At 34.7% G+C, this 14641-nt stretch carries 11 protein-coding genes; 8 read left to right on the top strand and 3 right to left on the bottom strand.

Annotated features, from left to right (window positions below; all coding sequences use genetic code 11):
* Positions 1-250: 250 nt before the first annotated feature.
* Positions 251-1696: an asparagine--tRNA ligase gene (gene asnS, locus NQ163_RS17780; protein ID WP_268191681.1), complete on the bottom strand. Its 1446-nt coding sequence runs from the start codon at positions 1694-1696 to the stop codon at positions 251-253.
* Between the two features lie 525 nt (positions 1697-2221).
* Between asnS and NQ163_RS17785 the strand changes: the two genes are divergently transcribed.
* The 3 genes from NQ163_RS17785 to NQ163_RS17790 all read left to right on the top strand — a co-directional run bounded on the left by NQ163_RS17785 (position 2222) and on the right by NQ163_RS17790 (position 4466).
* Positions 2222-2434, top strand: a complete 213-nt coding sequence (locus NQ163_RS17785; protein ID WP_268191682.1) for a hypothetical protein — start codon at positions 2222-2224, stop codon at positions 2432-2434.
* A gap of 22 nt (positions 2435-2456) precedes the next feature.
* The gene (locus NQ163_RS20840; RefSeq protein WP_442786031.1) at positions 2457-2618 is read left to right on the top strand and encodes a hypothetical protein; all 162 of its coding nucleotides are present in this window, start codon (positions 2457-2459) and stop codon (positions 2616-2618) included.
* A gap of 189 nt (positions 2619-2807) precedes the next feature.
* The gene (locus NQ163_RS17790; RefSeq protein WP_268191683.1) at positions 2808-4466 is read left to right on the top strand and encodes an AMP-binding protein; all 1659 of its coding nucleotides are present in this window, start codon (positions 2808-2810) and stop codon (positions 4464-4466) included.
* Positions 4467-4494: 28 nt separating this feature from the next.
* Here NQ163_RS17790 and NQ163_RS17795 read toward each other — a convergent pair whose 3' ends face one another.
* The gene (locus NQ163_RS17795) at positions 4495-5352 is read right to left on the bottom strand and encodes a hypothetical protein (RefSeq protein WP_268191684.1); all 858 of its coding nucleotides are present in this window, start codon (positions 5350-5352) and stop codon (positions 4495-4497) included.
* 281 nt (positions 5353-5633) lie between these two features.
* Between NQ163_RS17795 and NQ163_RS17800 the strand changes: the two genes are divergently transcribed.
* From NQ163_RS17800 to NQ163_RS17820, 5 genes are all read left to right on the top strand, one after another.
* A complete protein-coding gene (locus NQ163_RS17800; protein ID WP_268191685.1) occupies positions 5634-6242 on the top strand; it encodes a TetR/AcrR family transcriptional regulator in 609 nt (202 codons plus the stop codon).
* Positions 6243-6252: 10 nt separating this feature from the next.
* Complete coding sequence (locus NQ163_RS17805) at positions 6253-7599, top strand: TolC family protein (protein ID WP_268191686.1); 1347 nt, start codon at positions 6253-6255, stop codon at positions 7597-7599.
* Positions 7600-7630: 31 nt separating this feature from the next.
* Positions 7631-8752, top strand: a complete 1122-nt coding sequence (locus tag NQ163_RS17810) for an efflux RND transporter periplasmic adaptor subunit (RefSeq protein ID WP_268191687.1) — start codon at positions 7631-7633, stop codon at positions 8750-8752.
* 10 nt (positions 8753-8762) lie between these two features.
* A complete protein-coding gene (locus NQ163_RS17815) occupies positions 8763-12200 on the top strand; it encodes an efflux RND transporter permease subunit (protein WP_268191688.1) in 3438 nt (1145 codons plus the stop codon).
* Positions 12201-12583: 383 nt separating this feature from the next.
* Positions 12584-13177, top strand: coding sequence for a hypothetical protein (locus NQ163_RS17820; RefSeq protein WP_268191689.1), 594 nt, complete (start codon positions 12584-12586; stop codon positions 13175-13177).
* A 33-nt stretch (positions 13178-13210) separates the two neighbouring features.
* Here the strand turns inward: NQ163_RS17820 and NQ163_RS17825 are convergent, their stop codons facing one another.
* Positions 13211-14620, bottom strand: a complete 1410-nt coding sequence (locus tag NQ163_RS17825) for a glycoside hydrolase family 16 protein (RefSeq protein ID WP_268191690.1) — start codon at positions 14618-14620, stop codon at positions 13211-13213.
* Positions 14621-14641 lie beyond the last annotated feature (21 nt).

Below are 14641 nucleotides of genomic sequence, written 5' to 3' on the forward strand. Positions count from 1 at the left end.
TTTTTATTCTTGTATTTTTTCCCAGCCCTTCGTTCGCTTCTCTCACTACTGACTGGGCTACAAAGATCACGCACCGCTGGTGCTTCATGTACAAAACGATATTAAAAATCCGCGATAATCCTATTCAATTCGTGTAATCTGTGTCCCAATAAAAAACCGCATCACAAAAGTGACACGGCTTGATATATTATATACCTTTTTATTGATACCCTCACTTAGAGTGAGAGCATCAAATTATTCGATATTTCTACTAGAATTCCGCATTTTTTGGAGTTCTTGGGAAGGGAATTACGTCGCGGATGTTACCCATACCAGTAACAAACAACATCATTCTTTCGAAACCAAGACCAAAACCAGCATGAGTTGCAGATCCAAAACGACGAGTATCCAGGTACCAATCCATTTCTTCAGCAGGAACATTCATTTCCTTCATTCTGGTTGTTAATTTCTCAAGATCTTCCTCACGTTGCGATCCACCAACAATTTCACCAATACCCGGGAACAAGATATCCATTGCAGCAACAGTTTTTCCATCGTCGTTCTGCTTCATGTAAAATGCCTTGATATCCTTAGGATAATCGATCAGGATAACTGGTTTCTTGAATTTCTTCTCAACCAAATATCTTTCGTGCTCCGATTGCAAGTCAGCTCCCCAACCTTCAATCAAATACTGGAATTTCTTCTTCTTGTTTGGTTTGGAGTTGCGAAGAATATCGATAGCTTCGGTATAAGTCAAGCGAACAAAGTCGTTTTCCAATACAAACTTCAATTTCTCGATCAGCTCCATCTGACGATCTTCTGCTTTCAAACCTTTTTCTTCTTCTTGCAGGCGCTTGCTCAAGAACTGAAGGTCTTCCATACAGTTGTCCAAAGCATATTTAATCATATACTTCAAGAATTCCTCTGCCAAGTCCATGTTATCAACAATATCATAGAATGCCATTTCAGGCTCAATCATCCAGAACTCAGCCAGGTGACGAGTTGTGTTTGAGTTTTCGGCGCGGAAAGTAGGACCAAAAGTGTAAATCTCACCCAAAGCCATAGCTCCCAACTCACCTTCCAGCTGACCAGAAACGGTAAGATTGGTTTCTTTTCCGAAGAAATCTTCTTTATAGTTGATTGTTCCATCCTCGTTTAAAGGTGGATTTTTAGGATCTAAAGTTGATACTCTAAACATTTCACCAGCACCTTCGGCATCCGAACCTGTAATCAATGGTGTGTGCATGTAATAGAATCCTTTCTTGTTAAAGAACTCGTGAACAGCATAAGCCATAGCGTGACGAATACGGAATATTGCACTAAAAGTATTGGTACGGAAACGCAAGTGCGCCTTTTCTCTTAAGAACTCTAAAGAGTGTTTTTTAGGTTGTAGTGGATACTTTTCAGGATCGGCAACACCTAATACTTCGATATTTTTAGCAGCAATCTCAACAGATTGTCCACTACCTTGTGATTCAATAATTTCTCCATCAACCGAAATGGCTGCACCAGTTGTGATCTTTTTCAACAAGTCCTCATTAAAATTAGGAACATCAACAACTACCTGAAGATTTTGAATAGTAGAACCATCATTTAAAGCCACAAAATTAATTTGCTTATTACCGCGCTTTGTTCTTACCCATCCTTTCACATTCACCGTACTGCCTGCTTCTGCAGAAGCCAACAGATCTTTGATCTTAATTCTTTTCTGTTCCATTTTAAATAATCCTTAATGAGATGAATACAGCTACAAGCCTCAAGCCTTAAGCTGCAAGTAATTCTCAAATTCAATTGAGAACAACCTAGTTAAATCATTCTATTTGTGAACGATAATGCATCAAAAAATCACTTTGCGCAAAATCGAACTACAAAAATATAAAAATTGATTGCAATACGGTTTACTATGTGCTAATTAATTGAAAAAAAGAGGAAATAGATTTATTATCTACATCACAAGCTCCACATGATTATATCTTCTAATACAAATTCACAAAACAAGAATTACAAATCAGGAAACATATCATTTCCATACCTACTATAAATGGTTTGTTTGCATTAGATACCTTTCTTTTAAATAAAATAAGCCTACAAATGAAATAAAACTTACTTAGGCTTAATAAATATCACCATGGTCATAATATATTTTTACCCTTATCATTTTAATTTTTAACCATGGTCATAATTTAATAACTTAAGGTAATTTTAATAAAAACCTAAGTTCATTTTAAAGAAAAAGTACTGTATGAGTGTTGAATTCAAAGTTGTTAAGATAATTCCTCCTGGTAAAAAGGAAGAAGATTGTAAAGCTTATTATCCAAGAATTACCAAAAGAGAAAAAAGGGATTTAAGAGATTTGGCCGAGGACATTTCCCAAATATCAACCTTTAGTACCATAGATGTAATTGGAGTTTTGGAAGCATTTACAATGCTTAATACCAAATTACTTAAAAGATAATTGTTCTGTTGAATTAGGTGATTTGGGTACATTCTCATTGCATATTAATGCTGAAGGATCAGAATCTCCTGAGAAAGTTAGCCGCCATAATGTTAAAGGGGTAAAGATGGCATTCCGGCCAAGTCCAAGAGTAAAGAAAGATTTGCAAACTACTACTTTCAAGAAATTACCTACAAAAAAATAGCATACATCAACACATATATAATAAACCGTTTAGGAATCAAATAAATATTTTTTTCAAGATTTCTTAACACCTCGTAAATGATTGATTTTCTGAAAACTTCGTATTAGAATGACAAAATAAGATATTTTGGCTTTATGATTTTTTATCAAGATTATTATCTTTAGATCTTGCATCAATCAAAGTAAATCAATGATTCAAAACAAGTTAGTCAATTCCATTCAGGAAACGATTCAAAAAAACTGGGAACACCCAGCTTTTACAAACTACCAAAAAGACACCATTACATTTCAGGAAGTAGCCCAACGAATTCAATGGATGCACTTTCTGTTTAAAGAGTTAGGAATAAAAAAAGGTGATAAAGTTGCAGTTATAGGTCGCAACCTAAACAACTGGGCAGTTACCTATTTGGGTGCCATTACTTATGGTGCTGTTATTGTTCCTATTCTGCCTGATTTTAACTCAAGTGATATCCACCATATTGTTACTCATTCGGAGTCGAAATTGCTTTTTGCCACCGAGAACATTTTCAATAAAATTGATGATGACAAAATGAAAAAGTTGATGGGGATCATTTCTCTTGGAGAATTTGAACCTCTTTGCTCTTCATGCGATAAACTAAATAAGGCAGTAGAAAAGGCAAATAAAAAATCGAAGGAAATCGCGCTAAGCAAAGATCATTTGAACTTTGCCGATCCGAAAGAAGATGACATTGCCGTTCTTTCCTATACTTCAGGAACTTCGGGATTCTCGAAAGGTGTAATGTTGCCTTTTAAAAGTTTATACTCAAACGTAAAAATTGGTTTTGATTATATTGATTTAAGACCACAAGATAAGGTAGTTTCATTTTTGCCATTGGCCCATGTATTCGGTTGTTTATTCGAATTCTTAACCGAGTTCTGCTGTGGATGTCATGTGGTATTTTTATCGCGTGTTCCTACTCCACAAATCATTACCAAAGCTTTTCGGGATGTACAGCCAAAGCTGATTTGCCTGGTTCCCCTGATTATGGAGAAAATCTACAAAAAAAGAATTCTGCCAGTATTGGAAAGCCGCAGGGTAAAACTGATGCTTAAAATTCCATTGCTGGAAAAGAAAATCTATAAGAAAATAAGAAGCTCATTGATTGAAACCTTTGGAGGTAAATTTATTGAGGTAATTATTGGCGGTGCTGCTTTAAATAAAGAAGTTGAAGATTTTTTGAAGAAAATAGAATTTCCATTTACCGTTGGATATGGAATGACAGAATGTGGTCCGCTTATTAGTTACAGTCCTACACAAAAATTCCGATCCCATTCATGTGGTGAGGTGGTGGATCGCATGCAGGTACGTATCGATTCGGAAGATCCGTATAAAGTGGTTGGCGAAATTCAGGTGAAAGGTGATAATGTAATGAAAGGTTATTACAAAAATCCTGAAGCTACTGCCGAAGCCATGACCGAAGATGGTTGGTTACGCACCGGTGATTTGGGGGTTATTGATACCGATAATACAATATATATACGTGGTAGAAGTAAAAACATGCTTTTAGGACCATCGGGGCAGAACATTTACCCTGAAGAAATTGAAGCGGCTTTGAATAACATGCCATTCGTTCAGGAATCGATAGTTACCGATGATAAAGATCACAAACTGATTGCTTTAATCTATCCGGATTATGAAGCTTGTGATGCCGAAGGATTGAATAAAGATGAAATTCAACAAGCTTTAGATAAAGACAAGCAGATTATTAACAAGTCTTTACCAGCTTACATGAAGGTTTCGAGAATCATCCTGTTCCCTGAAGAATTTAAGAAAACTCCTAAGCGAAATATTAAACGATATTTGTATACAAATTTGTATCGCGAATAATAAAGAAAGCCGGTCTGTTTAGATCGGCTTATTTTTTGAACAATCCCCTTTGCAATTTTGTACGATGATTTAATTTGAATACCAAATCAACTACAGGCATTAAGAACAATTGTGTTTTTGTGTCATTATTTAAATAGTAAGTTTTGTATCCTGCCGATACTGAAAATCTACTGTCCCTATGCCAATGTATTTTTCCCTGACTCTCTATGGCATATTCTCCTCCAAAATCGATATTGTAATAGTCGGCCGAAATTGAAAAGTTGAAATTCCTGTACACATTGCCTGCCAACTCTAAACCTGCAAAATATACCTTCTGATCATCGTAGTAAGAAGCCGATCGTTGATACAAGAAATAGTAATCCAACTTTGGAAAATTATCATCGCCAGCCTTCAAGGAAAAATCGAAACCAATGCGAGCTGTTAATACCAAATCGGGTATGCGAATAAAACAATCTTCAGGTTGTGGATTAAGTATTCGACTCAATATCAATTCATTTCTAAATGTGAATATATGCGGAACATCGGCAGTTTCGGGAATCTGATCCTTAAATCCTGAACTTTTTGCCCATTTTAATCCTAAAGTAGGATAATAGAAGGTATGCTGACTCGATAAAATGGTATTCTTTCCCAGCCATTGGTGTTTGAATCCAATATTGGGTACCAATGGAAAAATTAACAATTCTGAATTCAATTCAGTCTTGGGATAATTACCATACCTGCTTTTTGCCAAAGCACTTAAATGTATTTCACCCATGGGAACAACCTTCGCACCTCTATCGGTCCAGGAGCTGTAATAGTCAACTCTTTTTCCAGGAACGGGTGATTGAGCTTTTGATACAATTACCCAGCAAAAACATATTACTGACAAACAAATTAACTTTCTCATTGATGATAGCTTTAAATAGTAAGCGTAAAATTCTGCATTTTATTATAAAAAGAGAGTGAATTTTAGACAAATGTTAAAACCGTATCAAAAATACCATTTACCGATAAAAATGAAATGGTTACCTAATTATGGCTTCATATGCATTTTTCTTAGTCTATTTTTAGCATACCAAATAAAGCCGAAGTGTTGAAATGCTGAATGTTAACAAAATTTAACAGAAACCACAGGAAACTTTAAGAACATTTTAAGTTTCCATAGTGTTATGTGATTATCTTTGTAAGATGAAAAATCAGAGAACAGATATAATAGAAGTTTGTTGGGAGTTGTTCTTTCAATTTGGAATTAAAAGTGTAAGCATGGATGATATTGCCAATAAACTTGGCATCTCGAAAAAAACCATTTACCAACACTTTAAAAACAAATCCGATTTGGTTGAGCAAGCTTTGGAATGGCAAATTAACCATCCGCGTTTTTCATTCCAATCAGAGGAAGTGAATCATCTTAATGCCATAGATCAATACATCGCATTTTACAAGTTCGTGATTTCACAAATAGAGAATTCTTGTGATTCAATGAGATACGATTTGCGTAAATACTATCCAAAATTGTGGCATAAATTTCATCGTACCAATCTAAGTAGGTTTCAGACTGAATTGGCACAGAATTTAGAACAAGGGATTAAAGAAGGCTTATTCAGGCCTGAAATTAATATTGAATGGATTAGCAAAACCATGGCACGATTTTATTTAAACATGGCCGAAACAGACAATGTGATATTGGAAAAAGAAGATATATCCAATATAGAATTTCACAAAGAATTGGGTATTTACCATTTACATGGCGTTTGTACAAACAAAGGAATAGAATACTTTAAAAATAATTTTAAATAGATCAGAAATAATGAAAAACATCCTACTATCATTTGTAGTGATTTTTCTTGTGTTCAGTTATCCCACACAAGCTCAAACTGAAGACAAAATTAATTTCACTCTTGCCGAGGCACAAGAATATGCTTTGGAAAACTCATATTCGGTAAAGGGGACTGATTATGACCTGCAGGTAGCCAGAAAAAAGGTATGGGAAACCATTGCCGATGGATTGCCACAAGTAGATTTTTCTGCAGACTATAGCAATAATTTAGATGTAGCTGTGTCATTATTGCCAGCAGAGTTTTTTGGTGGTGAGCCTGGTAGTTACACACCAGTTAAATTTGGTCAGCAATATGGAAGTTCCGCTTCAATTAGTGTGAATCAGAAAATTTTTGATGGTTCGTATATTGTTGGAACCATGGCTGCTAAAGTTTTTGTACAGCTTTCAAAAAATCAGAAAGAGAAAACTGAAATTGAAATTAAAGATGCAGTTGCTCAGGCTTATTATGCTGTTTTGGTCTCCCAAGACAATTACAAAACCGTAAAAGAGAATCTGTCCATAAATGAAAACTTACTAAATGAAACCAAAGCTTATTGGGAAAATGGTTTTCGCGAAGAACTGGATGTAGATCAGATCAAATTGAATTTGAATCGAAACAAAACCCAATTGTCAGATGCAAAAAGAGCCATTTCTACTTCATTAACTGTTCTTAAATACACCATGGGAATGGATATTGAAAAGACAATCGAGTTAAGCAATAGTCTTGAAAAGCTGGTGGATCCAATTCGATCAACAACCCCTGAAGTAAGCAGTTATGATTTTTCTTCTCATATTGATTACAGAATTTTAGAGACACAATTAAAATCACAAAAGCTGCTAATTCGAAATGAGCAAGCTCAGTACTTGCCAACCATATCAGCCTTTTACAATTATGGCAAAAACACAAGCACCGATTTCCGAAATGTATTTAAATCAGAGGTTCCTTGGTTTAAATCTTCGGTACTAGGATTACGTTTAAGTATGCCGATTTTTTCAGCTGGCAAAAGAAGATCAAAAGTAAAACAGCAAAGAATCGAATACATGAAGATTGAAAATAATATGGCCAGTACGGAACAAAACCTTAAAAAGGATTTGAGCCTATCATTTTCGAATTTACTTAATGCAAAGGAAACCTATGAAAATAACCTGGAAGCTGTAAACATCGCAAAAAGAATATACGACAAAACCATTATCAAATTTAACGAAGGGATTTCCACGAGTACGGAATTATCGGAAAATGAAAAGCAATACCTGGATGCACATTCGAATTACATTAATTCAACTCTTGCATTGCTGAGTACCAAAATTGCTTTTGATAAAGCTCTCGGAAAATTATAATTAAGAAACATCCTACAAAAACCATAAACAGATGAAAAAAATATTAATTGTTGCAATTATTCCTCTACTATTTGCTTGTTCTGCCAAGGATACAGACAAAGAGTTGAGCAAGGAAGATCAATTGAAAAAATACAAATCGGAATTTGCTACTTTAAAAAAGAAAATCTCTGCACTCGAAAAAGAAATTAGGAGCGAAAGCAATATCGATGAAGCAATAAGTGTAGCTGTTACAGAAATCACAAATTCTAAGTTTGAACATTTTATCCAGGTAACCGGTAATGTTGAAGCTGACAAGAATATCACAATCACTCCTGAAGCCAATGGTAACATTATTTCTATTGATGTGGTTGAAGGACAAAAAGTAAGAAAGGGTGATGTAATTGGAAAATTAAATACTGCTCAAATTCAAAGAAATATTGATGAAGCAAAAACCAATTTAGCATTAGCAACTACTGTTTATCAACGTCAGGAAAGACTTTGGGAACAAAAAATAGGTTCCGAAATTGAATACCTAACAGCCAAATCAAACAAAGAATCGTTAGAAAGAAAAATTGAGGGATTGCAAGCTCAAAAAGACATGGCAATTATTACTGCTCCATTTAATGGTATTATCGATGAAATTCACCAAAAGAAAGGTGAGTTGGCAGGACCAAGCATTCCTTTTGCACAATTGGTAAATATTGATCAGGTATACGTTGAAGCTGATGTTGCCGAAACTTACCTGAACTACATTAAAGCTGGCGAGAAGGCCGAATTAGAATTTCCTGCTATCGACTTTCGCACCAGTGCATCGATTTATCGTACTTCAAATATTATTGATCCTGGAAACAGAAGTTTTAAAGTTCGTGTTAACCTGAACAATCCGGGACATAAAATTAAGCCAAACCTAATTTCAGTTCTTAAAATTAAAGATTACGAAATTGACAATGCCATTGTAGTTCCATCAATAATTGTAAAGAAAGATTTTGAAGGCAGCTATTTGTACGTGGCCAAAAAAGAGGGTAAGAAATTGGTTGCAAACAAAACTTACATCAAAATCTCGAAAACCTACAACAACCTTTCTTTAATTGAATCAGGAATTCAACTAGGTGATAAAATTATTACTGAAGGATATTCGCAAGTTGTAAACGGAACACTAATTAGCACAAAGTAATTCGCAAAAAATGGACAATATAAAAGATAATGCTTCTGCCGAACAAGTTCAGCGGGAGTTTAAACCCACATTTGGTGCGTTAAAGAATAAAAACTCCATTTTTATTCTGACTTTCATTCTGATTGCTTTTGGATGGTTCTCGTACCAAAGCATGCCAAGAGAGTATTTCCCTGAAGTTGTGATACCCAATATCATGATTACAACTCCCTATCCGGGAAACTCTCCTATCGATATTGAAAACCTGGTAACCAGACCTATTGAGAAGGAATTAAAATCATTAAAGGGAGTTAAGAAATTAAGCTCGGCTTCCTACGAAGACATGAGTTTAATTGTGGTAGAGTTTAATACTGATATTCCGGTAAAGCAAGCTCTGCAAGACACAAAAGACAAGGTTGACAAATCATTAAGTGAATTGCCTGATGATTTGGATACGGATCCAATTGTTGAAGATGTGGATTTTGCAGATTTTCCAATCCTAAACGTAAACCTTTCGGGTGATTTTGGCTTGGAAGATTTAAAAGAGTTTGCAGAAGAGTTACAAGATAAATTTGAAGCACTTCCTGAAGTTTCAGAGGCAGATATCAAAGGTATTGACGAAAGAGAAATTAAAATTAATGCCGATTTGCATAAAATGGAAGCAAACGGTGTTACTTTCCACGATATCGAATTGGCCATAGGAGATGAAAACGTAACGGTTAGTGCTGGTACATTAATTACTGATAATACAAGAAGAAGTATACGTACAAGTGCCGACTATACCAGCATGAAACAAATTGAAAACACAATTGTTAAAGTTTCCAATGGTAGAGTAGTTTATCTGAAAGATGTTGCTGAAGTTGAAGATGGTTATGAAGAACTTTCTTCCATTTCGAGATTAAATAGCCAACCTGTAGTTTCTTTATCGATTACTAAAAAATCTGGTGAAAACTTATTGGCTGCAACCGATGCCATTTATAAAATTATTGGTGAGGAAAAAGAAAATGGTTCGCTTCCGAGGGGATTAATCGTAACCGTAACCGATGATACCTCTGAAGATGTTCGCGGTCAGGTTGCCGATTTGGAGAACTCAATCATCATGGGGATGCTGCTGGTAATAGTCGTTCTTTATCTTTTCATGGGATTAAGAAATGCATTGTTCTCGGGTTTGGCAATTCCAATGTCAATGTTAATTTCCTTCATCATCCTAAACCAAATTGGTTACACGGTAAATCAAATGGTATTGTTCTCTTTGATTTTGGCATTGGGTATGCTTGTTGATAATGCCATTGTGGTAGTCGAAAACGTATACCGACTGCATGAAGAAGGTTTATCGAAATTGGAAGCTACCAAAAAAGGTGTGAGTGAAATTGCTGGTCCTATTATTTCATCAACGGCAACTACCTTGGCTGCATTCTTCCCATTGCTTTTATGGGGTGGAATCATGGGTGAGTTTATGAAATACCTTCCAATTACATTGATTATTGTATTGGCCTCTTCATTGTTTGTTGCATTGATTCTAAACCCGGTATTTACAGCAACTTTTGTAAAGCTAGATGATGTGAACAAAAAAATGAATAAAAAGAAATTCACTCTTATTGGAAGTTCATTTCTTGTTGTATCGCTGCCTTTCTATATCATGAAGATATTTGGTGTATTGGAAAGCTTCCTAATTGCCAATCTTTTAATGCTCATCGGAATTATTGTATTATTCAACCTGCTTGCTTTAAAGCCATTTGCTCGCTGGTTTCAAACCAAATTGCTTGTAATACTTGAAAATAGATACGAAAAAACCTTACGATTTGCATTAAAAGGAATCAGACCACTTTTGTTCTTTGTAGGTACATTTATTCTGATGATCGCTTCTATTGCTTTCTATTTTAGCACGAAACCTTTATTTGTTTTCTTCCCTGATAATGATCCAAAATCCATATATGTAACCATGGAGTTGCCATTGGGAACAGATATTCACAAAACAAATGAGCTTACCAAACGTGTTGAGGTAATTGTGAATAAAACCATGGAACCATACGAGGATATAATCCGATCAAAATCAACCAATGTTGGTTCTGGTAAAGGAGGAATGTTTGAATCAAGTCGTGCAGCCAACAAATCATTAACAACAATTTCGTTTGTTGAATTTAAAGATCGTGGTGGCATTAGCACTTCTGAAGTTATGAAAGAACTGACTGCAAATTTTGAAGGTTTTGTGGGTGCTAAAATTTTCGTTGAAAAAGATGATCAGGGACCTCCTGTTGGTTACCCAATAAATATTGAGGTTTCAGGAGATGATTTCGAAAATTTATTAATTCAGGCAAATCGCGTTAAGCACTTGATTGATGATGATAGAATTCCTGGTGTTGAAGAGTTGAAGTTAGATTTGGATCAGGGTAAACCTGAAATGCTAATTAATATAGACCGCGACAAAGTCCGTCGTTTTGGTTTATCCACAAATCAAGTTGCTAGGGCATTGCGTAATTCACTTTACGGATTAGAGGTTTCTAAATTTAAAGATGGAGAAGACGAATATGACATCATGCTTCGATTGAATGACAAATACCGATATGATGTACCTTCATTAATGAATCAAAAAATTAGTGTAATGAGTCCTATCAGTAATAAAATGGTTCAGGTTCCTATTTCGGCCATAGCAGATTACTCTTACGGATCAACCTACGAAAGAATTAATCGTATTGAAAATACGCGTGTTGTTACCATTTATTCGAACGTAAAAGAGGGGTTTAATGCTAATATCATTAACACAAGAGTAAGAGAATTGTTGGCTGATTTCGAAATGCCAAAAGGTTATTCCTATAAACTTACCGGAGAACAAGAAGAGCAAGAGGAAACTCAGGCATTCCTAACCCAGGCATTAATGATTGCTTTGGCTTTAATTACTTTAATTTTGGTTTCTCAGTTCAATTCTGCCATTAAGCCACTTATTATCATGATTACAGTACTATTTAGTACAATTGGTGTTTTCTTAGGATTGGGTATTTTCCAAATGCCATTTGTTATTTTGATGACAGGAATTGGTATCATTTCACTTGCAGGAATCGTTGTTAACAATGGTATTGTTCTGGTGGATTATATTGATTTGTTAAGGAAGAGAAAGATTCAGGAAACCGATATGGCCGATAGAAAATATCTTAGTTCAGCAGAAGAGGTTGATTGTATTGCACAAGCGGGTAAAACTCGTTTACGTCCGGTATTACTAACAGCCATTACTACGGTACTAGGTTTATTGCCACTTGCGGTGGGTATGAACTTCGATTTTTTCTCTCTATTGAGTGAATTCAATCCACACCTTTCATTTGGTAGTGATAGTACTGCCTTTTGGGGACCAATGTCGTGGACGGTAATATTTGGACTCACCGTTGCAACTTTCCTAACGCTGATAATTGCACCTGTGATGTTCCGACTTTCTACACAAATTGAGCATCGTTTTTATGATTTTTTCTCAAAGAAATAAGCATATACAACAATAATAGAAAAGCCGACTATTTGTCGGCTTTTTTATTATCCTAATAACGATGGTGTTTTCAGACATGCATCATATAAACAATATGTATTTGTTGAAAAAAATATTTGTCTTATATCATTTGCATTTATTATCTTCATGTATCTTAAATTACAATTGATAACATGCTGATTTAATCAATTTTATCCAATTATTTATTAAAAATTAAAATGATTTTTTCATCATTAAATATGCTTTGTTTATCCACAAAAATCGATGGTAAATAAAATGAACCAAACTGTTTTTGGGCAAAAACATAATAATTCGTAATTTTTTAAAAATGAGTTTGTTATTTCCAATCAACCAAATTAATCATATTCACTAAACCTTTAAACATGGAAATCATCTCGGTAATACTGCAAATTTTAATCTTAGCTGCCCTTGCTTTCATCATTTCCTTTTTAATTCAGGAAAAGAGAAATTCTGCCGCAAATTCAAGTGTAGAAGAAGCTGAATCAGAAGTGAAAGAATCAACCACAAACTCGCTTCCTGCTTCCGATGAGAAGAGAGAAGAATTTCTTCGAATCAATGCTTTTTTTATGAAGATTTTGTGCGAGAAAAAGAGCAAGAGTAACTTTAAAAGGCTTCAGAAAGAGTTTTTGGAGCTTGGAACGCGACTGTACTATTTAGCTTCGGAACTAACCATTCGGAAGTTTTTAGAATTTAAATCTCTAAGTTCTTTTGTTGAAGGAACAGTACACGAACACAAGATTGCTTTGTTATGGTTTGCCGAGTTTAATGTTTTGCTCCGAAAAGATTTGGGATTGGAAACCTCTCCGGAACAAATAAAGGATTATCTAAACATCATTCTTACCTATTGGGACGAAGATGAAATGGAAAAACAGGAGTTGGATGATTTAAAAGATCAACTGGCTGATTCCATAGACAATTACTTTAGTGTGTTCAATGTAGGGACATCTTTAAACTAAAAAAAGTGCCTTTCGGCACTTTTTTTATTGTATTTATTTTCTTTGATAACATCGTATCCAATCAATCTCCATTTCAGCATTCAAATCATTTCTTGCTTCTTTTACTGCGAGGCTAAAGTTCAGATACATTGGATCTTGAGGGATTCCTGATGTTTGAGTTTTTACAGGCACATCATTAATTTTCCACACCAATTCGTTTGCACTCCAATCAAGTGAATATATAAAATATCCTTTACTCAAATCAATTCCTTTTACTTTGAACTCACTCTTCTGCGGAGAATTTTCACTTCCCCAAAAATTGGCATTCATTATTTTTCCTCCATTAAAGGTTTTAAAAATATCGATATGCGGTAAGCTTTTGTCTGCAACCATCCAGAATGAATTCTGAACCTGGGCAGGGTTTTTCACTTTAATCTTAGCTTCGAATCTTCCGAACTTTTGGCGAAATGAATTACCTGTATTAATAATGGCCGAAGTATAATCGAACTTTTTAGGCACAAACCCTAAATTTGGAGTCCAAACCAATCCTTCTTTTGTTTCTTTTTTTGCCAGCAGGCAAGCTGATGATCCTGAAATTTTAACATTTTCACCATCAGTAAATGTATGCAAGTCCGAATCTAATGAATATCCTTTATCCATTAATTTATCTCCCCAATAATAACGGGTAATCCATTTATTGGAGTCTAAATTTCCAGCATCGAATTCTTCCGAGAAAGTTAATTCCCATTTCTTAATTTCTTCAAATGGATTTTTGTCTTTTAACTTGAAATGCTTAACAAATTTCTCTGATGATTTTAAGCTATTGTACTCTTGAAGCTTCTTAAAATCCTCTGTTTTTTCGAATCGTTTTTTATCCAAAAGAAATGCTTTCTCTTCTTTAAATTCTTCCGAGCTTATTCTTTCCTCAAGTTGGTAATATTTCTGCAATTCGGATGATTTATCTACCACATTGTAGATTCTTAAGGCTTTGGACTTTTTAAACTTGAAGTACTCTTTTAATCTAGCAGAGCTTTTTAGTCTTTTGTATTCCGATATTTCATCAGCATTTTCCTTTTTATTCAGTTTTGATGATTTCATCAGCGCTTCCAATTCTTTAAAGCGCGCTAAATCGTCTGATTCTGCAACCAAATTAAAAGTAGATAATTCTGACGAATCTTTTAATCGAAAATAGGTTTTAAACTTTTTGGATCGCTGATACTTTTTAAAAGCTCTCTCTTCCTGATACAGCTCACTCCTTTTAAAGGATTTGCTTTCTATCATTTTTTTATTTCTCTTGAATTCATCAGATAATACCAACAATTCAAGTTCATTAAACTGCTTTAATTCATCCGATTTCGAGAACTGTTCAAATTCTTCAAAATCACTTCTAAGTTCATCTCTTTTTTTCTCGATAGCAACAGTATTTGATGCCTTACGAAGTTTTGATGCTAAAAAAAAGCCCATATTTTTTAATTCTTTAGGATA

Origin of the sequence: Marinifilum sp. D737, assembly GCF_026672275.1 — a bacterium.
Classification (GTDB): Bacteria; Bacteroidota; Bacteroidia; order Bacteroidales; family Marinifilaceae; genus Marinifilum.

Coding starts and splice junctions, on each gene's coding strand:
- asnS (WP_268191681.1), bottom strand. CDS start 1,696: ATGGAACAGAAAAGAATTAAGATCAAAGATCTGTTGGCTTCTGCAGAA.
- NQ163_RS17785 (WP_268191682.1), top strand. CDS start 2,222: ATGAGTGTTGAATTCAAAGTTGTTAAGATAATTCCTCCTGGTAAAAAG.
- NQ163_RS17790 (WP_268191683.1), top strand. CDS start 2,808: ATGATTCAAAACAAGTTAGTCAATTCCATTCAGGAAACGATTCAAAAA.
- NQ163_RS17795 (WP_268191684.1), bottom strand. CDS start 5,352: ATGAGAAAGTTAATTTGTTTGTCAGTAATATGTTTTTGCTGGGTAATT.
- NQ163_RS17800 (WP_268191685.1), top strand. CDS start 5,634: ATGAAAAATCAGAGAACAGATATAATAGAAGTTTGTTGGGAGTTGTTC.
- NQ163_RS17805 (WP_268191686.1), top strand. CDS start 6,253: ATGAAAAACATCCTACTATCATTTGTAGTGATTTTTCTTGTGTTCAGT.
- NQ163_RS17810 (WP_268191687.1), top strand. CDS start 7,631: ATGAAAAAAATATTAATTGTTGCAATTATTCCTCTACTATTTGCTTGT.
- NQ163_RS17815 (WP_268191688.1), top strand. CDS start 8,763: ATGGACAATATAAAAGATAATGCTTCTGCCGAACAAGTTCAGCGGGAG.
- NQ163_RS17820 (WP_268191689.1), top strand. CDS start 12,584: ATGGAAATCATCTCGGTAATACTGCAAATTTTAATCTTAGCTGCCCTT.
- NQ163_RS17825 (WP_268191690.1), bottom strand. CDS start 14,620: ATGGGCTTTTTTTTAGCATCAAAACTTCGTAAGGCATCAAATACTGTT.